Genomic DNA, 19,980 nt, shown 5'->3' on the forward strand with positions numbered 1-19,980 from the left:
CAGGCGCTGGGGCGGGCCGAGGCCCCACGGCCACGAGTCCAGCAGAGCCCCAGTAGAGCCGGCTACTCGCCCACCAGCTCGCGGAACACGCCCTCCTCGAGCCTGTTTATCGGGAACGCGACGAGCATGCCCCTCGGCCTAGGCCTAGGCGGGTCGAAGACCCCGAGAACCTCTATCCTGAGCCTCAGGGGCCAGATAGCCTTCCCCGACTTGAGCTCCTCGGGCCACAGGGGCTCGCCGCTCTCGAACTTCTCCCTCACGACCCCGTAGCCCACGACACCCCTCCTCACGGCGTAGAACACGACAGTGTCGCCGAGCCCGACCTTCTCCCAGAGGGGCCTAGCCCTCTCCTTGACGCCCCAGACGCCCCGCCTGACCCCCAACTGCCAGTTCTCGTAGGTACCGCTGAGAGTCCAGTAGGCCACAATACTACCTTCCCATTGGAGTATTTATTTTTTGCGCGAAATACAGGATCAAGTCTAGATAAAACGGCAAGTACTAAAGCACGGCGTTATATTACTTTAAAACGCTGTTATTCTTCAATAAAATATTGTTTACTTGGAGTATAACATTATTACATTCAAAAGAACCGTTGTTTTACTGAGTGCCCCCGAGCCACTCATGTATCCTCTCCATCAGCCCCGACATCTCGTCACTCTTCGCAGACCCTTCCAGAAACTTCAGCCTAGCATACTCGACTCTCTCTGACAGGTACTCGGGTAAGACTTCTATTATCCTCTTGAGATCCTCTGCATAGCGGTGCATATCCTTCAGGTGTTCCTTCTCCTTCACAAGCTCTTCTCCGCCGAGGAAAGCCTTGACAAGTTTTCCCTCATCTGTCGAGCGCACGAGGTTGAAGACTGCAATGAAGCACTCGTAGAACTCTACCGTAGAGCCCGCAACTGCCTCGCCCTCAAGCATAGCCAGATCGGTCGGGAAGACCACGCTGGCCCTGGGGCTCGCGGCCCACCTCTACGGGAGGCTCCAGAGGAAGCGCCTGCTGCTTGTCGACCTAGATCCACTGCCGGGCTCTAGCTAAGCGTCCTAGGCGACGGGAATTTATTCTTCAACATACTTGTGTGATCCGCCAAATGGATGGACGTTCCAAGATACAAATAAAGTAACAATAAAATCCCAACCTCAAGATGTTTTTAATGTAATTTACAACTTTTTCTCAAACTTGTTTAAGATTTTTTCATGAGGTAAACAGGTACATCTCCAAAGTAAAAAACATAAACTTTTTTAATACCATCTTTAATCAATCCTTCTTCGCTACAATTGAATAAACCAAAAGTATATCCAGGACCATACAATATTTTGTTGTTTGGAAATTCTTCTTGTAAAGATTTAGCTATTGGGTAAGGCAAACTAACAGCCCAGTCGCTAGGACCTGCCCCTTTAGGACTAGGTTCAATATTAATATGAGCGGTTGGAAAACCAAATATTCTGAGAGTTTGTGGGATTGTAAAGTCGGTCGAAATATTATCACCAGTTGTGTAATACCAGTATCCACATACGAACTTTAACAAATCCCAATACTTCCAGTTTCTTGTTAGGAATTGATCCATACCAAATGTTTTATTAACTTCTTCTAAAAACTCAGGAAAACTATGCAACTCCCCCACAGATACTAAATGTTTCCTTATAAAATCTTCGGAGAAACCAAGATATTTTCCAACAATAGTATGTACCCTATGATGAAATCTATCATCTAACCAACCATAATACCCTAATCTTGGGTCTTCGTTCCATTTTCCTATCGTTCCATTTGGATATAAACCAGCAATTTTTTGATAATATTTCAACCCATCTAGCAAGCCAACTCTCGCTCCTTCTATCCCATAAATAAATACTCCATCGAAAGGACGGCTTTCATCAGTTATATGGTAAGTTCTAAATGGCATATAGAACAAAAAGTATAGAGCAGCTCTCAGTTCATTTTTGTCAGGATATAGTGCTTTCAATTGAGTAGAATTGTACCATGGAAAATCTCTATTATAAAGCTTATCCCCTCCGCCAAGCTGAGGAGCAAATCGAGAATATACTTCCCATTGAAGCATCATCAAATCTAAAACATCTTCATCAGTCGGTGAAATGGTCCTGTTGTTTAATTTTTTTCCAAGTAGCTACCCCCATAGGGCTCATCAAACAAATTGTAAGCATTTGTTATAATTTTTCCATTTAGCCCTAAAAACATCTCAGGATGTTTTAAAATGTTAAAACCAGTAGTATTTATCCTTTTAAGCATTTCAGCAGTTAGCCAAGTTTCTCTCGAAGCATTTGGAGTTAAGTAGAAGTGCTTTCCGTCTACACTCTTAAAAACTATAGGCGAAAAATCTACAATATCGGTATTTATTTGAGTTGCATTTCCAAGCAAAAACAAGGAATTTCTGTCGTGTTTTGGCAAGCCCGACTGATAAATAGCTACGCTATAATTCCCAAGGGCTTGAATTGTAGATTTTTTCAAATGTTCTTCTTTGTAGTTCCCGCTGCTAGGGTCAAGGACTTTTACTTTGTCTCCATAGCCTAAGTCCAAAAACAATTTAGAAGCTAGCTCGGTTAGCTTGCCTCTATCCATAGTCACTCTCGGATCATTCAAAACATTTCTATAAAGCTCGTTGAAAACCGTTGAATTTCTTGAATAAAGTGATAGAGAGTTTTCAAAGTTCAAGTTTTTTATCAAAGGAGGATATTTTTGAACAAACTCCAAGGCATTTGGCTTATCAATAGTTTTATTCAAAACTGAATTTGAGTCTCTGAAGTTTTCAGTTATGTTAAAAACTGCAATGCTCAAATCTTTGTTCTTCTGGTAATGTTTCGCAAAATCTAAGTGTGTTTGATTGTATTCTTGTTGAGCATAGTTTGAAAATAAAGAATTAAATTGGTTTGCCTCTTCTTTCGAGAAACCAATTTTCAAAAGCTGTAAAGTTTTTGCATCTTCAGCTGGTGTAGTTGCACTAGGCGGCACAGTAACTGTTTGGTTTGTCCCCTGGTTTTGTGTAGTTGTTTGATCTGTAGTTTGATTTCCTCTTTGAGAAAAATAGAACCATAACATTCCCCCAACTATCCCACTTAGTAATAGTCCTACAAGCAGTAGTGCTAATTTTCTCCTTCTCGAAATTCCCTCTTCTTTCTCAAATTCTTCTTTTACCTCGACCCCGCTAGACCCCCTGTGCACGTCCACCTGCACCCCCCACGACAGCGTTCCCCGAGCCCCCCACAGTGTTCGCCAAGAAGGAGTTCAAGTCCCTCTCACCCCTAACCTGCCCCACCAGGGCGCGGAAGCGCGGATCCCGGAAAAGCGACGCAAGCTCCCCCAGCAAGCCCATCAACAGAAAAAGCATGAAACATCAAAATAAACATTACCCAAAGACAAACAAAACCCGTAGCCCGTCCAAACTCCCACACTAGCAGACGTGAAGAAAACAAAGAAAAAGTTCAATAGCCCATACACCCCCACCCGTCCCGCCCTCCTCTACGCGTTTTTGCATGCGCAAAACTGCATGCCGACACCACAGCCGCCCCGAGGGAAAAGACTTCCTCACGCACCCTGACAGCACTACCTGGGAGAAGCACAGCCAACCTCCACAGTGGCCTGGCAACACTCTACACGCGGCTCAAGCGGTGCAAGCCCTACAGTCCCCGGACAGCTCACTAGAGCCGCGCCCGGCAGCTGATCACTTAGGAGCCCGCCAGTGCATTATGCCGCGCCTCTACCAGCTAGCGTGTACGTTGCTTAACCCGTCGCGAGGTCTACTACTGTGCGTATAACGCCAAAGCCTCCCCTCGTGTAACCGTGCTCCAGCGACACGTCTACCTCTGTCCCCTCGGGGCGTATCTCGACAACAGTGTAGCTCCCAGAAAACCTCGGTATCTTTGCAAGTTCACTGGCGGGAACCATATACTTATCGTTATAGTGGAGGCCTATATACCACGGGTCAAATATATACCACGTCCCGTTCAGCCTGACCTCGGCCCACCGGTGATCCCTCTCCCTAAACTTGACCTGGCGGGCCTCGAGCCCAAGACTGCTGAAAATGTACCACGCTACCTCGGCATACTGGCCACAGGAGCCCCAGCCCTGGAAAACTATAACGTGAGCCCTGCTGAAACCAAACTTCTTTAGTAGGCGGTTATCGAGCAACGACAAGTGGTTATCTAATTCAAACACGCTCTCTGGCTTCATGTAGGAGTTTCTTACGTGAGTATCGATGAAGCCTGCAACCTTGTGGGCTATTCCCCTGAAGTCTGTTAGAGCATAAGACTGCCTTAGTTCGGCAATGAACATTTTCAGCTCACTGTCGACAGGCTGGAGAAAGAGGGGGATAAGAACAATCGACAGAAGGAAGAAAATAACAAAAACCAGGCTGAGGTCTTTAATCAGCGTTGTTTTAAATGCCTTGAATACCACTTGTAGTATAAGACCTGCTGTTTGCCTCCCGCCAAACCTAAACTCAGAAAGATTCAGTCTGGTAAGATGCGCAGCTGTGAGTAGAGCTGCGAGTAGAATGGGGTATAATTGCCGAAGGATCTCTAATTGGGGGTAGGAAAACCACCACGGGTTTAGCTTAGCGGCGAAATACACAAGTAGCTCTAGAGGCCACTTCGGGAAAAATATAAAAATGAGATAACAAATGAAATAGTAAAGGAGAAATATAAAAATGAGAAATAAAAGAATGAGACAGTAAAGTGAGAGGTGGAGTAAGAGTTGTGTAACATATCTTCTATCAAGACGCCACATATTACTAGCAATATTTTCTAATGTCTTTTTAAATTTTACTAGTTATTATAAGGCTTATCATGGAAAAATTAACAATATTTTCTTATTTTTCAGTTTATATCACGAAGCAGAATGGAGAAGCACACCCATGTGTGTAAATGTATACACGACGAGTACATAAGCTACGCTGAGAAACTGCTGAACCAAGCGAGAGGCGAGCTAGAAGCCGTAGAAATCCTACTGAGCTCCAGCGAGCAGGTAGACACGAGAGTCACCCTACGCCTACTAGCAGAGGCCATCGAGAAGGAACTAAAGTCCTACTACCTCCTCTACTTCCCACAAGTACGCAGCGCCATTAATCGGGTGCTAAGCCGAGCCGAACACGGCGAGACACCCTGCCCCAAGAGCCCCGAAGAGATAAAGAGAGTTCTGCGGGAGCTCGGCCATAAACCGGCGAGAGAAATACTCATAGAACTCCTCGATGTCGAGTGGGAAAAATCAAACCTGAAGAGCCTAACACGCAAAGGCTTAGAGGACGTAACTATGAAACTGGAGAAACTTTCTTCTTATGATCCACGATTCAGGCCCTGTGTTAAAGTATATTGGAAATAGTTACTAGTATGCTCTACGAGCACCTTCCACGTAGCTTTGACGAGTATACGGCTATCCTACGTGACTCCGTGATTTCTTCTCCTGAAGATAGGAAGAAGATGATAGATGTGCTGAATAGAGGGGCCGATGAGATTATCCCCAAGCTCGACATAGACGACATGCTGTCTTCGACGCTCCAGTGGTTTACTCAAATTAGCAGGGAAGTTGAGTCCATCAAACAATCATTAGCAAAGAACATGGAAGATATTTCCGCTAACCTTAAGGAATGCATGAAGGTGGCGAGAAAACAAGTAGGATTCGCTCTCGACGAAGAAGGTATAAAGACTAAGACTCTAGTTAGCGCCGCTATTAACACAGGTAGTACCCATGTACTCTGCGCGAACCTCATACCAGTCGCCCTCATCGTTGAAGTCTACTACATGGCCACAAGGTACCCGGATGAAGGAGAGATCCCCGAGAAGCTCCTCAAGCGCGACACGCAGGGAGAAATTCTCAAAGCCGCTAGGAAAACACTGGAAGCCCTCGAAGAAGGCACTAAAAGCCTGGGGACTCTGAAGAGCCTCTCGGAGAGAAACACGGGCATAAAGCAGGCAGTCGAGTCCCTAGGAATTCACTTCTGCTAAGAACCGAAGTCGCTAACCAGACCCGACTTTCTTATGTGCTTCGTAAGTGAGCACCACGGCAAGTACTGATAAGCCTGCTCCGTCAAGGTGTCCATTGAGCCCGAAAAGAGACTCTAGTTGTCTATCTCTACAGGGGCCAAATAGCTACTCAAGCTTGTTGTGCGAGAATATCTCCGAGAATGTGCACCATGGGACTCCTTTCGCAGTCTCTTTATGTGAAAAATTTATAGCTAAAAATATTAAAAAGATGTTGACTATGTCGTTTAAAGGCATAGACATTGATAACATTATCCACTGTATTCGAGATTCCGTGCACAGTGCACACACCGAGGAGGACTTAAGGGTTCGTGTGTCGGCCTGTATCGAGGAAAAGATAATAAAGCCTCTCGGGATCACGACCTACGGGAAATACGAGTACACTCTCGTCTCGGGCGTCCGCCCTGACGCTCTCTACGGGCACGTCATAGTGGAGTACAAGGCGCCGGGAAAGCTTTCAAGAGAGGGAGATATAGCCAGAGCCAAGGAGCAGGTAATCAATTACATAATGAAGGAGGCCCGCTCCAAGGAAGAGTGGGGCAGGTACTTGGGGATCATAATAAGCGATAGGATTGCTTTTGTGAGGTACGACAGGCCCAGGAACCAGTGGATACTGCGCGGCCCATACGAGATCTCCAGGGAAACCCTAATCAAGGTCATCGAGGCCATCAGGGGCCTCTCAAGGAAGAGCCTGGACGCCGACCACCTGCTCGAGGACTTCGGCTCTAAAAGCCCCGTCGCGAGGCAGGTAGTCAGGGTGCTTTACAGAAAGCTCTCCGAGGCGCTCAACGACAAGAAACACGCGAAGGTAGAGGTTCTCTTCCAGGACTGGCTCAGGCTCTTTAGGCAAGCTACCGGCTACGACCCCGAGAAGCTCAAAGAGATAAAGGAGCTCGCAGAGCTCTACAGCCTGGCCGGGAAAGTCAACTATGACAGGTTGCTCTTCTCAGTGCACACCTACTTCGCTCTCATCATGAAGCTACTGGCGGCCGAGGTGGTGTACCTGTATGGCCGGGGGAAGTTCCTCAAGTCCTACGTAGCTGAGCTCGAAGACGCCTACATGCAGGGTGGCTCGGAGGCATTACGGAATATGATGACAGAGCTCGAGGGGGGAGGCCTCTTCAGGAAACTCCTGGGGATAACGAACTTCCTGGAGGGGGACTACTTCGCGTGGTATCTTGAGGTTCTCGACGAGGAGCTCGCGGACGCCGTAGCGCTGGTCTTGAGGACACTGGAGAACTACGAGCCCGCGACGCCGCACCTGGAGCCAGAGTTCACCAGGGACTTGTTCAAGAGGCTCTACCAGAACCTCATACCGGGCGACCTACGCCACCACCTAGGCGAGTACTACACACCCGACTGGCTCGCCGAGCTTGTCCTAGATGAGGTGGGGCTTACCGACGAAAAGCTGGAGGAGATGGGAAGAGACGACCCCCTGAAGCCGCTAGGCATCAGGGTCTTGGATCCTGCCTGCGGTTCTGGGACTTTCTTGATCGCCTATCTGAAAAGGCTGAGAATGTACGCCGAGAAACACTTCCTTCTCGACGTGCTTGCCGAGTATGCTTTGAAGAACGTCGTGGGCTACGACCTGAACCCCCTGGCTGTCCTCACTGCGAGGGCGAACTACCTGCTAGCAATAGGTGACCTACTCGCACACGTTAAAGGAGAGCACGAGCTACCAGTTTACTTAGCTGACTCCATAATGGTTGAGGCCAGGAGCACGCTCGTCGGACAGGTTTACGTGCTGAGGACAGCGGCCGGCCACTTCGAGATCCCAGTTGAAGTAGTCGAGGGAAATCTACTAAACGAGATTCTAGGCATAATCGAGGAAACAGTTCCGCTCAAGTACAGCGAGGAGGAGTTCGCCTCGAGGCTCAGGAGGAAGCTCGGCAAAGACAGCAACATAGTTTCCGCTCTAAAGGATCTCTACAGGACGTTTAGGAAACTGGAGGAGGAGGGCAAGGATAGGGTGTGGGCCTCAATACTGAGGAACACTTTCGCGCCGCTGGTCAAGGGCAAGTTCGACTACGTTGTCGGGAACCCGCCATGGGTCAACTGGGAGAACCTGCCAGAAGAATACAGAAAAATAAGTGAATTCCTGTGGAAAAAATATGGACTTTTAGGTAGAGGACGAGGACTTGGAAAAGTAAAAAGAGACCTAGCAATGCTCTTCCTAGCAAGATGCTTTGACCTCTACTTAAGAGATGGTGGTATCTTAGGATTTCTAATACCATTCACTGTTTTTAAGACACAGGCTGGTGCAGGTTTCAGAAGCTACATAGCGTCGTGGAAGATTAATATGATTCACGATACGGTAACACTGTATCCATTTGAAGGCGCGGTGAACAGGGCATCAGCCATAGTGGTTGAAAAATCAAGGCCAACAACTCCGTCGAGAGAACTAAAGGTTAGACATGTAGTATGGATAAACAAGTATGGTGGGCCTATACCCACAAACATGCCTCTTGAGGAAGTCCTTAAAGTAACAAGGAGAGAAGAGATGGTTATGATGCCGTTAGGTAAAACTCCAGACGCACCATGGATGCAGATTACGGAGAAAGCTAAAAGAGCTGTGGAAAAAGTCCTGAACTATCCGGCACCCAGGACTTATGAGGCTCATGCAGGTGTCTATACGGCATTTAACCAAATATATTATGTAAAGGTGCTAGATAAGGATGGTTACTTAATAATAACTAATCCGCCAGAGCCTGGGCAGAAAAAGAGTGCTAAACAGGTTACAGTCAAAATAGAGCCCGACCTGGTTTACCCGCTCATTAGAGGGAGAGACGTGAAAAAGTGGAGGGTAAGTTATAAAGATAGATATGCAATCGTTCCTCATGATCCGAAGACAGGCAAGCCGATACCTGAAGAAAATATTAAAATGAATTGTCCAAAAACATACGAATACTTTTACACATACAAAAGTGAGTTAGAAAATCGTTCTATACATAGGCTTTGGGGTAAAGACAACCCATTTTATAGTGTATATGATATTGGTGCTTATACATTTGCTCTATATAAGGTTGTTTGGAAAAGAATTGCTGGCGCAATAACTGGGAAAGCTACAGAGTTTGCTTGTGCCGTAGCGGGGCCTAAAAGTATCTTGGATGTTCCTAAGCCCGTTATACCTGACGATGGAACTATACTCATACCGTTGGATAATGCTGATGAAGCATACTATATAGCTGGAGTACTCAACTCGACTATCGCTAGAGCCATAATCGCATCATATACTTACGAGTTGAGACAGGAAACACATATTGTAGAGAACGTTAAAATACCAAAGTATGCTGGCGATGACGTTCAGAAACGTATCGCTGAGCTGAGCAAAAAGGCCCATGAACTTGCTGAGGAGATTTACGGCAAGGGTAGAAACTATTTAACAAGTGAGTTGTCAAGAGTTGAGAGCGAGCTTGACAGGGCTGTTGCACAGCTCTACGGTATAACCGAGGAGGAGCTCGAGGAGATTAAGAGGGTTTACAACATTCTTAGAGGTGAGTTCTCTGAGGAAGAGAGTGAGGAAGAGGAGGAAGTTTTCGCTCGTCCAAGCGTTTATTTTGTTAAAACTGATGTGAGGCCGGGCGTGAGGGATTATATAACTGTCAGAGTGTCTACTGAAGGTCTTGGAAAGCTCAAGCTCTCTCTTAAGGCTCCGTGGGGTATGAAAGAGCTTGTGTTGCCTGATGGCGAGCATAAGATTGAGGTTCCGCCTCTCGAGAGGGGTAATTATAGTGTAGGGTATAGTTGGGTTTGTGGGGAGTATTCTGGTGAGGGCTCTGTCGATATTGTCGTTGGCGAGCTAAAGAGTCCTAAGAGGGGTTTTTCTCAGCAATTTTTGGGTGATATTTAATGTCTTCGGATCTTTTTGCGAAGATTAGGAGGTACTTTGGTGACTATGCTACGGATAAAAATATAGCTAGTGTTGTAGAGTTGTCGAAGCTCCCGAGGTTTGTGGCTGAATATCTTGCTACGTACTTTTCTCATAAATATCCTGGTGATTGGGAAAGGAGGTTGCGGGAGTTCGTAAGTGAGTATTATTATGATGTTGGCGAGAAGGAGTTGTTAAAGTCGAGGTTGGTCGAGGATAAGGTCGTTAGGATACTTGATGAGTTGAGGGTGTGGGTGGAGCTTGGGAGTGGTGAGTATAGAGGGATTATAAGGGCTTTAGACGTCAGCGACGCTGTAGTTCCTAGGGAGATAGCGAATGCGTATCCAATAACTATGGTTACCGGTGCTTGGGGCCTTTTAACATTGGTTTATGACCCTTCAAAGATCCCAAGGAACAGGAGGGGGGAGGCTTTGGCATCGCCGATTATCGTATCCGAGTTTAAGCCTCTTCAGACAGCTTCAGCAGATTTAAATGTTCTCAGGGAGGCTAGGCAATACTTTACTTTTGAAGAGTGGGTTGATGTGCTCGTGAATACTTTAGGGCTTAACCATGAGATCTACAGTCTCAGACAGAAGTTGTTGATATTGTCGAGGCTTATTCCGCTGGTGGAGGAGAATGTGAACCTTATGGAGTTCGGTCCCAGAGCTACAGGGAAAACATATACTTACAGGAATGTGAGCGCGTATACGAGGATAATAGCTGGTGGTCTAATATCTCCGGCAGCGCTCATATACAACTTGAGGACAGGCATGCCCGGTGAGATAGCCGTCAGGGATTGTGTTGTTTTTGATGAGATAAGCAGGGTGAGGTTTCAAAATCCTGATGAAATGATGGCTAAGCTTAAGGATTACATGGAGAGCAGTCAGTTTGAGAGGGGGAGGCAGAAGGGATCTTCGGGTTGTTCATTAGTGTTCATGGGTAATGTCGAGGTGGAGAAGAGGCCTGAAGGATACGTGCCTGTAGAAGACCTAACCTATGAACTACCAAAATTTATGAGGGAATCGGCATTCATAGATAGGATTCATGGAGTACTGCCGGGATGGGAAATTCCAAAAATAGGTCGCTCGAAAGCCTTCCTATCTAAAGGGTATGGTATAGCATCAGACTACTTTTCAGAAGCAATGCATACTATGAGGAAAATAAGTTATGCCACAGAAATTGAGAAATACGTGGAATTGCAAGGAAGCATCACGGTGAGGGATGAAAAGTCCGTCAAGAAGACCGTCAGCGCCTTACTAAAACTTCTCTTCCCAGATGAAGCCTTCGATAAGAAAGAATTAAAACAGGTGGTTGAGATAGCCGTCGAGATGAGGCAGAGAGTGAGAGATTGGTTGCACAAGCTGTCGCCGGAGGAGTTTCCACTAAATACCCTGTCATTCAGTATTAGGGGCTAAGCTTCCAAGAGACGCTATACTGCTAGGTATACTCTAATCCTTCCCGAGTGTATCTTCAGAACTGTGGTTTGGTGGCAATTTGATCTCTCCAGAACCCACGCTGGAGAATAGTTAAGGAGCTTTAAGACCTCGTCTTCCACTACTCCATGGAGTAGCTTTTTCACGTCACTGGCTGTCAGAACCGATTTCTCGGAGCCTTTCTGGAAGTATTTTCTTTCGAGCTCGTCCTCGTAGATTGGCTCTTCTGCCTGGCACTCAAGTATTGTCCCGTTTTCCTCTAGGACAACGCTCCACGTGTTCTCCACGGCTCTTAACCTGAAGTATACGTATTTGCCGCGGGGCTTGCTCGCCAGGTTACACATGAGTGATAATTTCTCACTGGTTCTTATGCCGGTGTTGTAGTAGACGGCTACCGTCTTCAGGGTATCGATCAAGTGAACCACTAGGGAGTATTGATACGAGTAGAAGGAGATGTTCTCGCCGACGAGTATAGCTGCAGGCACCTTCACTCTAAGTTCTCTCGGCTGTATACGCCCTATTTCGCTGGACTGCACATTACACAGGAGTACCTTGAATAAAAAGCCACTACATGGCTTGTAGCCTTATTCTCCATTTTTTACCTTCTGTACTCAACAGTATCCTAGCTTCTCCGGTGTATACCCGGCTGTGGCAATAACGGTGCCTGGAGGGACGGGGACTTGTCCTTTTAACGGATCCCGAGCCCAGGGAGGCTCCGGCCGAGGTTGAGGAGTCGGCTCTGCGTAGGTGGCTCTCGGGCTTCGGCTTCCTCACGGCGAGGCTGAGGGTGTCGGGCCACTACTCTCCAGTCGACGTGTGGGAGGTCGCCAAGTCCCTGAGGTCGAGGGGCGTCATCCCGGTTCACACGAGGGATCCTTTGACGCTTGCCGGCGTGTTCTCCGCAGTACTCCGGAGCTGACTGGAAGGGGGCTGGAGCCGGGAGTGCTCGGCGGCGTCGGGGGAGAAAGTTTCTACTTTTATTGTTCTTTGGCTCTTAATAGCCCCGCGAGGCCGGCTGTGAAGCCGATGAATAGCATGGTGAGGCCGACTTCTATGGGCGCGAGCGCTGCTTCTTTGATCGCCCGCGACTTGTCGGCGACTGCGGCGGCCAGTTCCGGCGGGATCCCCTTCCTGGCCCCGGCGAGCATGGGTGACAGCTCGTACACGAAGGCTCCCACTAGCGCGACTGCGGCGCCGGCCACGAAGAGCCATATCAGCCTTCTCGGGAGGCCTCGGAGGGCGTCCGCGTAAAGCAGGAAGGTCGTGTACGCGAAGATTAGCGCCAGCATGTGCCAGTGCGCCACGTTGTACGAGATCTCGTCTCTCAGGGGCCACACGACTCTCACCACGTCTCTCAACTGCGCCGCGACTAGGGGCCCCGTCGAAGTCACGAGGGCCACTGTCAGTACTGGAGAGAGGAACAAGCCGAACTTCACTGAATCCCTCCACCCGCCTCCCGCCACCTGCTTGAGTAGGTAGAGCCAGAGGATGAAGAGCGACGCGTGGAGGGGGGCCACGCCGAAGTATATTACCTGGTGGGCGATAGGCCTCAGGGGCACTACTGCCAGGATGCCCGCGAGGGTTATCACCGAGCCGATGGTTGTGAACGCCAGGGCCCACCTGTACAGCCTGCCGCTAGCCCCCACCCACTTAAAGCCTATGAGCATGAGCGCCGCTCCCCAGAGCGCCACTGCGCCGTGGGCGTGGCCCGTAGCGACTAGTTGGAGCGGGGTGGCCACGGGCCCCAGATCCCTGTACTCGAGGGTGGAGTGGTGCTCCAGTAGCACGGGCCTGGCCCCCCTGTCGAAGCCGAAGTAGGAGGCATACACGCCGCCGAGCGTGATCGACAGCACGAGGCAGAGGCCTGTCGTGAAGAACGCGGCTTTCTCAAGGGTGTTGTCCCTCCAGCTGGTCTTGAGCGGGGACATGGCGTACAGCAACGCCACGGCGCCCGCGAACACCAGCGCCAGGCCGACTATCCACACTGTGTGGACGAGCGGCGACCTCCAGAAGTAGGCGAAGACTATTCCCGAGGGGATCGCGAGAGACCAGCCTGCAGTCACCAGCTCGGAGACTCCGGGCTTGTACGACTGATCCATGTCCACGTACCTCAAAGCCAGGTAGGCCAGGGCTGACATGACCACAACGGCGGCCACGTGGTACGCCATTATCGCCCTTGCCTCGAAGTCCTCAAAGGTGGCCTTGGCCTGGCCCAGCGAGAGAATTGCCTTTTTAACTGGGAGGGACTCGGCTAGCGGGCCCGAGAGCGTCGCCAAGAAGGCGATGGCAAGGGAAGTGGCGACTAGTAGTGCCTTTTCAGCCCTCGTCATAGATAACATACCCTTTACTTCCTCCTCAGCAGGGCGCCGGCCCCCACGAAGACTATAGTTCCGAGGAGCACGTATGGCAGTATTGTCAATACTAAGTCGAGGGGTAGCAGGGGGCGCCCCGCGGCTATTGTGGCGAGGGCTACACCGCCGATGCCTATGAGCAACGCGCCTACTGAGACGAGGGCAAAGTAGGGTGGTGCCGCCTTTCTAGCTACGGCGTATATAGGTAACACTAAGAGGATTAGGCCGGCCACCGAGTGGAACGCCACGACCGCCTGCCTAAACGTAGCGGCCACGATGACTCCGATGACCACGAAGATTAGGTACCACCTCCAGTACCTGGGGGTCACGGCGTGTACAGTCCCCAGTGACAGGATCAGCGGGGGCAGGGAGCCCAAGACCGGCACTACTGGAGAGCCGAGGGCCCCGTACCCGGCCACGGCCAGTACAAGCGATAGAGCCCCCAGCACGAGCAAGCCTAGACCAAAGCTCACGTCGTCCAGATCCTTCCTCGCAACCCCTCTAAACCCCAGGTAGCCGCCAAGCGCGAGACCTACTACTCCTGCAACCCAGAGGGCTGTCACGCCTTATTCACCGTCGATCCTCCATACTAACTTTTAGGTTAACGGCGTTAACCGGGGGCCTAGGCTGGAGCCTAGCGCCTTCCCCCTTAGCCCTGGCAGTAATACCCGAGTGCCCGTGTCCACTCCCCACGCTGGCATGGCTGGCCTCGGTGGGCGCCAGCGTGGCCGCAGTGCGGCGGGGCTAAATAAGGAGGGCCACTTTCCTCAGTGCCCTCTTAACTAGTTTATGTACTGCTACTTTGCTTACGCTGAGCTCCCGGGCCAGATCCCCTAGCTTTCTGCCCATGGCCACTTGGAGGAGGGCGTCCCTCTGTTTCTCGGTGAGTAGCAAGTCCTTGTGGGACACCTCCTCTACTCTCAGCACTTGCGTGTTCCTCAACAGTTTTCTTACAGCACTGTTCTTCGCCACCACGAAGGTTACCAGCCCCCTGCTCACCTTAACGTTGTAGACGTATCCGCACGTAGACAGCCTGAAGAACAGGCACTCGTCACAATACAACGATACTTGCTCTACTCCCCTGGAGGTAGCCACCAGATGGACGACTCTCCCCCCTTGCAGGCGAAAGCCGAGGTGGGCGTAAGCGTCCGGGGGCACTCTGGGACATGTGCGCGAAATAACCTTGAGGTACTTCATAGTATCAAAAATAGCATGTATTCCCAGTTATATGTTCACCTCTCACGTACAGCTGAGTATCAAGTGGGCGCGACCGCGTAGGCTCTGACGGGAATTTCCTCGACACTCCACTGGGCCGCCGCCACTAACAGCGCCGGCCCGACCACTTCGAGAGGCGTGAAGGTAGGTAGCTGGCAGCTCGTAGCTGCGAAGGCTGTATACAGGGATGGTGGCCTGAAGGCTCCAGCGCCGGGGGCTTCCCCTTTAAAAGAGTCGTGGGGGACAGGCGTAGCTGTGGGTGGGCCCCGGGGGAAGTGCTTGGCCGTGCCCGAGTGGGCGGTGTTTTGGGTTGGGGTGGCAACAGAGTATAGCCTATCCTACTGCAACGAGAGCGGGCTCTTCGAGCGAAAAACGGGAGCAGGGCGCCTCGGACTGCCGGGGGTTCCCGGCGATGAAAGCTTATTAGTGGGGGGTCGTGTGTAGTGGCTGTGGTTAAAGAAGTAGGTGGGTTATGGGTCTGCGAGTACTGTGGCCTCAAGTACGAGAGTAGGGAACTTGCCGAAAGCTGCGAGGCCTGGTGTAGGCGGCACAGGAGCTGCAACCTGGAGATAGCTAAACACGCCGTTGGTAGGCCGCTGAGGAGGCTCGTCTGGAAGTAGCTTAACTTCAACGAGCGGCGCCCCGGTGCTAGGTGGCCTGAGTTCACGTTCCTGGGGCACGCACCGATCCACTCAGAGTAGGTCTATGCCCGCCAGTACTTCGGCGGGGCACTCCTCCTGGTCTTGTCTGGGGGCTCCCACCTGAACCTCCAGAGGCCGCGCTTAGGGTCTTCGAGCGCTATGCCCAGCTCGCTGATCAGCGCGTCGCTGATTAGGGGCTCGTCCGCGAGCTGTGAGATCACGATGTCTGTAACGACTTCTGGGGGTGTTGCGTCGGGCTCGGCTACTGTGACTCTCGCTACCCCTGGCAGGATCCAGACCCTTAGAGGGCCTCCCGCTGTCTCGAACACTGTCTCCTCTGCCCTCTCGGGCGGCCAGAGCCCCAGCCTCCTCGCTAGCTCGACTGGTACTAGTAGCTGTGGGGTCTCGGAGCTGTAGCCGCTATTGGCTAGGGCCGGTGTCTCCTCGGCCCTGTCCCCGACTCTCACCCTCACTCTCACTCTTACGACCAGCCTCCCTCGCCCCGGCCCTTATGAGGCCTATCCTCGTCTTGTGGTCTCTTATTAGGCCGATGAACTGCTTCTCCATCCCGCTATAGTCTGGGCCGGCTCCTATAATTTCTTTCGCCTCCGGGGGCCTGTTCACTGCGCTAGTAGCTTTAGTGCCAGCGGTACTAGTATGGTTGATGCTAGTGTCACTATTATCGCTAGTAGGCTCGCCCTGAGTAGTGCCGAGAGGTCGCCGACTCTCCCGTTTAGGTCGTCTATCCTCTTGTTGATATCGCCGATACGGGCGTCGATGTAGCCTACTAGTTCCCTCTTCAAGTCCTGGAGATCCTGTTTAGTGGCGACCCCGCGTATAACGCCCTCTGACCTCCTCCCTGCCCTAAAGGGCGAGGGTTCCTTGGGCAGGGAGGTTCGGGGCTACACCCCGTCGGGTTCAGCCCCGGGCCGGGTCTCCGGCCCATTACCCCTATCCCCCACGGGACTCGGGGCTATGGATCCCGTGGTAGGCATAGTGAGCGGGATGGGGACGCCACACATATTCATTGGTGGTTGGCCTACCACGGTTGGCCCATGCTCGGAACTCACAGCGTGGGCCACACACCAATTCCCAAATCTCGTCATTAATTGATGATTACCTAGCACTTTTAAGCCTATCGCCGACATCCCCGCCCTGAAGGGCGAGGCTTTCAGTTGTAAGAGTACGAGTCTAGCCTCGGGGCCTGAGACTGTTGTCTCGGCGAGCTCGCGCCTGTATTTGGGCTCCTCTCTCAGCTGCCTGGGGGGCTCCTCGGCCACTAAGCGCCCCACGTAGTATCTACTCTCGGAGCTTATAAAGTAGTCTGGGCGGCGCTACCTCGCGGGAGTGTAGGACTGTATGTGCGCTACTGCGTCGTCCCTGCCCCGTAGCGCGCCGAGTAGCTTCTCGTCGGCCGTGTAGGCTGTGGTTCCGAGCTTCCTGGCAAGGGCTACGTAGAGCGCGTCGTAGACTGTGACGTTGTTGTCGATGCTGTACCCCAGCGCCTCCAGGAGTAGCTCCGAGCCCACCTCCTCCAGCTCTATGCCGGCCTCGTAGAGCACGCGTAGGCCCCTCAGGGCCTGCTCCCTCGTCAGCACGCTCCTGGCGACGTACTTTCGGAGGGCGTTGGCGACTTCCACCATTAGGGTGCTGGGGGCGTGTACCGTTACCCTGCCGTAGAGGTGGTCGTCTCGCAGCATCCTCGCGTGCTTGGAGTAGTCCTCCTCTATGAACCACTTGAGCACAACGCTCGCGTCCGCCACTACCGGGCTAGCCCTCATCTCTGCTCTCCCTCACGAGCTCCGCGGCCAGGTTCCCGCTTACGGGGCCTACCTCCCTCGAGAGGCCCTCCATCTCCTCGACCAGCCTCCTGGCCTTCTCCTGCCGCACGCGCATCTCCAGGTACTCCCTGATCTCCCTCGCGTAGTCAATGCCCAGGGCCTTCAGCTCCTCCTTCAGCCTCCTGGGTACGCGGACGCCTATAGTGACTGTGCCCATCACTGTTAACAGTATGTGCTATCATTTATTGTTTACTCCGCGTGCGAGCAGAAGCCTCTGCGGGTCACCGCACCTGGCGCTCCGCGGGCTTCTAGTGTCTGCCTGTGGCTTGTGCGGGTGTGCTGTGCCGCTGGCTTAGGGCCAGAGTGACAGTGTTTTTAGGAGGAGTGGCACTAGTATAGTTGTGATCAGTGTGGCGACTATAGCTACGAGGCTTGCACTGACTAGGGTTGTGAGGCGGTCAACGCTCTTGTTGATGCCCTCTATGTGGGCGTCCATGTAGTGCATGAGGTCGCTCTTCAAGCTGTCTATTCTATTCTCTAGTTCAGCTCTAAGGCGCTGAAACTCTTGTCTCGTGGCAGCCTCTGATTCACTGATCTTAGCCTCTAGTTCAGCTCTAAGGCGCTGAAACTCTTGTCTCGTGGCAGCCTCTGATTCACTGATCTTAGCCTCTAGTTCAGCTCTAAGGCGCTGAAACTCTTGTCTCGTGGCAGCCTCTGATTCACTGATCTTAGCCTCTAGTTCAGCTCTAAGGCGCTGAAACTCTTGTCTCGTGGCAGCCTCTGATTCACTGATCTTAGCCTCTAGTTCAGCTCTAAGGCGCTGAAACTCTTGTCTCGTGGCAGCCTCTGATTCACTGATCCTGGCTTCGAGGTCGGCTCTGAGCTCCTTTATGTCTTGCTTTGTGGCGGCCTCGCGTATGACGCCCTGCAGGAGCACTAGCCTGACTTCTGGGTCTGATACAATAGCCCCTGCGAGCATCCTGAGGGCTTTGGGGTCTTCGACTATGGCTTTGACTACTTCTTCGGCCTGCATTGCCACGATATAGTAGCTAGAGTTGTTTATAAACCTGCTAGCCAGCGGGTGCTGTGGGGGTGAGGCGGCTGGCGGGCTACTCGACGCCTAGCGCCTGCCCTCTGTTGGCTTTGCGGAGCCCCAGTGCCTCTAGGAGCTCGGGGTCTGGCTCTGCAGGCTCTACGAGGAGTTGCTTCCTGTCAAAGTAGATGTTGAGCGGCGGTGGCTCGCCGTAGTGCTCGGCGTAGGTTCTGAGCACGGCCCACCCGTGCCGCCACGCCGTCAGCGTGTCGGGGTACGCCTTGAAAGTGATGTACAGCTCCTCGTCCCTGATCTTGTCCAGGAGGCCGAAGTACTCTGCGACTACTACCAGGGCGTGCCTGTTTGCCCGCGGCTTCCCACCACTCCTGGCCGCCTTGAGGTGTCTCAGGAGATCTGAGACAACCCTCCTCCTGAGGTTCTCCGTAGCCTCTACGTAGAGTACACCCCTGTAATCCACCCCCAGCATCCTGGGTATCGGGACTGGCCTGCCCCCTCTGAACCACAGAACCGCGTAGACGCAGGGGTCGCGTGGGAGGGTGGGGGTGTCAGGCGCGATGTCGGCGAGCCTGTATATGAGCATGTAGCCCAATAGGAGAACACTCCGGGCCTAAAATACTATTGCCCCAGCTACGGCACTCACAGTAGCCCGTAGTAGTACAGAGGAGGAGACTGCGCCGGCGCCTTCCCGCGCTCGCGCCTACTCCTGTCCCCCGTGCACTGCCCCGGCTATCCCACGCGGAAGTACCACGACACCCGCTAAAAGGCCTTCACGCCGGGGGTGGCCCGGGGGAGCCCAGCCTAAGCGCCTGTGCACGGCTCGATGCCTAGCACCTTGCAAGTCTCGATGGCCCTGTCCTCGAAGTGCGGGCTCGCGATCACCAGCTTGTACGGCTTGCGTCCAGTCACCCTCTCGTAGAGCTCAGCCTTCCTCTTGAACGCCGCCACGTCGCCCCGCCTCGCGTGGGGTAGAACCTCCACGAGCACTACCCCTGGGCCGCACGCCACGACGTAGACCTCGACGTGGAAGGGCACCGAGTACACGTAGCCCTCGCTGTCAAAGTACTCCCACTTCTCAACCACCAACCCGTGCTCCTCTCTGAGCGCCCTCCTTATCTCCTCGCGGAACTCCTCCTCGCTGATCAACCCGTACATCGCGCACAGCGCGTCCACCATCCTCGATAGCTTCCCCACCTCCTCCCTCAGGGCTCGAACCACCCTCTCAATGTCCGGCTCCATCGCGCCAGCACCGCGTTTCCCCTTCGGCGGCGCCGCCGCGCCGTATAAGACTTTAGGCCCCGGGCACGCGGGGGCACGCCAGCATACCTAGACAGTTACGCTCCTGAGGAACTCCCTGGCGTCCTCGAGCCTCTCGAAGACGCGCCTCGTGTAGAGGTTCTTCTCCACGCTGAACCTCGAGCCGCAGCGCGGGCACTGCGTGGTCTTCGTCCCGGCTCTCGCAATCTTGAGCTGGCCGCACCTCGGGCAGGAGACGACAACGTACATGGCTACAGCTCCCTAGGAACGGGGAAGCATAAAACCGTTTCGCGCAGGGCTACCTGTGGTTCCCAGCGTCCTCCCAAGCCTGGAGGGTTCCCTCGGGGCATCGCCCGTCCTCCCGCTCTGAGCCCGGCGCTAAGCCCTTCTGG

General features: G+C 52.4%; 25 protein-coding genes. 6 read left to right on the forward strand and 19 right to left on the reverse strand.

Translation table 11 applies throughout. The features are described from left to right. Window positions 1-62 precede the first annotated feature (62 nt). The 6 genes from IG193_RS00685 to IG193_RS00710 form a co-directional block, all read right to left on the reverse strand. A complete protein-coding gene (locus IG193_RS00685) occupies window positions 63-425 on the reverse strand; it encodes an EVE domain-containing protein (protein WP_192818989.1) in 363 nt (120 codons plus the stop codon). 172 nt (window positions 426-597) lie between these two features. Next, complete coding sequence (locus tag IG193_RS00690; RefSeq protein ID WP_192818990.1) at window positions 598-945, reverse strand: hypothetical protein; 348 nt, start codon at window positions 943-945, stop codon at window positions 598-600. Between the two features lie 239 nt (window positions 946-1,184). Continuing rightward, window positions 1,185-2,063 (reverse strand): hypothetical protein, encoded by an 879-nt coding sequence (locus IG193_RS00695; RefSeq protein WP_192818991.1) that lies wholly within the window; start codon window positions 2,061-2,063, stop codon window positions 1,185-1,187. Between the two features lie 44 nt (window positions 2,064-2,107). Further along, the gene (locus tag IG193_RS00700; protein WP_192818992.1) at window positions 2,108-3,184 is read right to left on the reverse strand and encodes a ribosome-binding factor A; all 1,077 of its coding nucleotides are present in this window, start codon (window positions 3,182-3,184) and stop codon (window positions 2,108-2,110) included. After that, window positions 3,162-3,329 (reverse strand): hypothetical protein, encoded by a 168-nt coding sequence (locus IG193_RS00705; RefSeq protein WP_192818993.1) that lies wholly within the window; start codon window positions 3,327-3,329, stop codon window positions 3,162-3,164. The genes IG193_RS00700 and IG193_RS00705 overlap by 23 nt, the downstream gene beginning before the upstream one ends. A gap of 407 nt (window positions 3,330-3,736) precedes the next feature. Next, window positions 3,737-4,585, reverse strand: a complete 849-nt coding sequence (locus IG193_RS00710) for a transglutaminase domain-containing protein (RefSeq protein ID WP_192818994.1) — start codon at window positions 4,583-4,585, stop codon at window positions 3,737-3,739. A 267-nt stretch (window positions 4,586-4,852) separates the two neighbouring features. Here IG193_RS00710 and IG193_RS00715 point away from each other — a divergent pair, with 267 nt between their 5' ends. The 4 genes from IG193_RS00715 to brxL all read left to right on the forward strand — a co-directional run bounded on the left by IG193_RS00715 (window position 4,853) and on the right by brxL (window position 11,274). After that, window positions 4,853-5,332 (forward strand): hypothetical protein, encoded by a 480-nt coding sequence (locus IG193_RS00715; RefSeq protein WP_192818995.1) that lies wholly within the window; start codon window positions 4,853-4,855, stop codon window positions 5,330-5,332. An 8-nt stretch (window positions 5,333-5,340) separates the two neighbouring features. Then, on the forward strand, window positions 5,341-5,955 hold the full coding sequence (locus tag IG193_RS00720; protein ID WP_192818996.1) for a hypothetical protein: 615 nt from the start codon (window positions 5,341-5,343) through the stop codon (window positions 5,953-5,955). A gap of 256 nt (window positions 5,956-6,211) precedes the next feature. Then, the gene (locus IG193_RS00725) at window positions 6,212-9,841 is read left to right on the forward strand and encodes an Eco57I restriction-modification methylase domain-containing protein (RefSeq protein WP_218042151.1); all 3,630 of its coding nucleotides are present in this window, start codon (window positions 6,212-6,214) and stop codon (window positions 9,839-9,841) included. Then, window positions 9,841-11,274 carry a BREX system Lon protease-like protein BrxL gene (brxL, locus tag IG193_RS00730; protein WP_192818998.1) on the forward strand — a complete coding sequence of 478 codons (1,434 nt, stop codon included), beginning with the start codon at window positions 9,841-9,843 and terminating at the stop codon, window positions 11,272-11,274. The genes IG193_RS00725 and brxL overlap by 1 nt, the downstream gene beginning before the upstream one ends. Before the next feature lie 14 nt (window positions 11,275-11,288). Here the strand turns inward: brxL and IG193_RS00735 are convergent, their stop codons facing one another. Then, window positions 11,289-11,828 carry a hypothetical protein gene (locus IG193_RS00735; RefSeq protein WP_192818999.1) on the reverse strand — a complete coding sequence of 180 codons (540 nt, stop codon included), beginning with the start codon at window positions 11,826-11,828 and terminating at the stop codon, window positions 11,289-11,291. Window positions 11,829-12,079: 251 nt separating this feature from the next. Between IG193_RS00735 and IG193_RS09235 the strand changes: the two genes are divergently transcribed. Further along, window positions 12,080-12,211, forward strand: coding sequence for a hypothetical protein (locus tag IG193_RS09235; RefSeq protein WP_263971721.1), 132 nt, complete (start codon window positions 12,080-12,082; stop codon window positions 12,209-12,211). 58 nt (window positions 12,212-12,269) lie between these two features. Here the strand turns inward: IG193_RS09235 and IG193_RS00740 are convergent, their stop codons facing one another. The 3 genes from IG193_RS00740 to IG193_RS00750 form a co-directional block, all read right to left on the reverse strand. After that, complete coding sequence (locus IG193_RS00740; protein WP_192819000.1) at window positions 12,270-13,622, reverse strand: hypothetical protein; 1,353 nt, start codon at window positions 13,620-13,622, stop codon at window positions 12,270-12,272. Window positions 13,623-13,636: 14 nt separating this feature from the next. Further along, on the reverse strand, window positions 13,637-14,206 hold the full coding sequence (locus IG193_RS09150; RefSeq protein ID WP_225876095.1) for a hypothetical protein: 570 nt from the start codon (window positions 14,204-14,206) through the stop codon (window positions 13,637-13,639). A 181-nt stretch (window positions 14,207-14,387) separates the two neighbouring features. Continuing rightward, window positions 14,388-14,840, reverse strand: coding sequence for a LuxR family transcriptional regulator (locus IG193_RS00750; RefSeq protein ID WP_192819001.1), 453 nt, complete (start codon window positions 14,838-14,840; stop codon window positions 14,388-14,390). A 461-nt stretch (window positions 14,841-15,301) separates the two neighbouring features. Between IG193_RS00750 and IG193_RS00755 the strand changes: the two genes are divergently transcribed. Next, the gene (locus tag IG193_RS00755) at window positions 15,302-15,478 is read left to right on the forward strand and encodes a hypothetical protein (RefSeq protein ID WP_192819002.1); all 177 of its coding nucleotides are present in this window, start codon (window positions 15,302-15,304) and stop codon (window positions 15,476-15,478) included. Between the two features lie 83 nt (window positions 15,479-15,561). Here IG193_RS00755 and IG193_RS09155 read toward each other — a convergent pair whose 3' ends face one another. The 9 genes from IG193_RS09155 to IG193_RS00800 form a co-directional block, all read right to left on the reverse strand. Further along, window positions 15,562-15,978 carry a hypothetical protein gene (locus IG193_RS09155; protein WP_225876096.1) on the reverse strand — a complete coding sequence of 139 codons (417 nt, stop codon included), beginning with the start codon at window positions 15,976-15,978 and terminating at the stop codon, window positions 15,562-15,564. A gap of 141 nt (window positions 15,979-16,119) precedes the next feature. Further along, window positions 16,120-16,302, reverse strand: a complete 183-nt coding sequence (locus tag IG193_RS00765) for a hypothetical protein (protein ID WP_192819003.1) — start codon at window positions 16,300-16,302, stop codon at window positions 16,120-16,122. A 99-nt stretch (window positions 16,303-16,401) separates the two neighbouring features. Then, on the reverse strand, window positions 16,402-16,791 hold the full coding sequence (locus IG193_RS00770) for a hypothetical protein (RefSeq protein WP_192819004.1): 390 nt from the start codon (window positions 16,789-16,791) through the stop codon (window positions 16,402-16,404). A 42-nt stretch (window positions 16,792-16,833) separates the two neighbouring features. Beyond that, a complete protein-coding gene (locus IG193_RS00775; RefSeq protein ID WP_192819005.1) occupies window positions 16,834-17,280 on the reverse strand; it encodes a type II toxin-antitoxin system VapC family toxin in 447 nt (148 codons plus the stop codon). Next, window positions 17,270-17,497: a type II toxin-antitoxin system VapB family antitoxin gene (vapB, locus tag IG193_RS00780; protein WP_192819006.1), complete on the reverse strand. Its 228-nt coding sequence runs from the start codon at window positions 17,495-17,497 to the stop codon at window positions 17,270-17,272. The genes IG193_RS00775 and vapB overlap by 11 nt, the downstream gene beginning before the upstream one ends. 135 nt (window positions 17,498-17,632) lie before the next feature. Beyond that, on the reverse strand, window positions 17,633-18,313 hold the full coding sequence (locus tag IG193_RS00785; RefSeq protein WP_192819007.1) for a hypothetical protein: 681 nt from the start codon (window positions 18,311-18,313) through the stop codon (window positions 17,633-17,635). 76 nt (window positions 18,314-18,389) lie between these two features. Then, window positions 18,390-18,923 (reverse strand): hypothetical protein, encoded by a 534-nt coding sequence (locus tag IG193_RS00790; protein ID WP_192819008.1) that lies wholly within the window; start codon window positions 18,921-18,923, stop codon window positions 18,390-18,392. A 209-nt stretch (window positions 18,924-19,132) separates the two neighbouring features. Then, window positions 19,133-19,570 (reverse strand): DUF3782 domain-containing protein, encoded by a 438-nt coding sequence (locus IG193_RS00795; RefSeq protein WP_192819009.1) that lies wholly within the window; start codon window positions 19,568-19,570, stop codon window positions 19,133-19,135. Window positions 19,571-19,657: 87 nt separating this feature from the next. Then, a complete protein-coding gene (locus IG193_RS00800) occupies window positions 19,658-19,837 on the reverse strand; it encodes a DUF5817 domain-containing protein (protein WP_192819010.1) in 180 nt (59 codons plus the stop codon). Window positions 19,838-19,980 lie beyond the last annotated feature (143 nt).

It is taken from the genome of Infirmifilum lucidum (assembly GCF_014876775.1).
Classification (GTDB): domain Archaea; phylum Thermoproteota; class Thermoprotei; order Thermofilales; family Thermofilaceae; genus Thermofilum; species Thermofilum lucidum.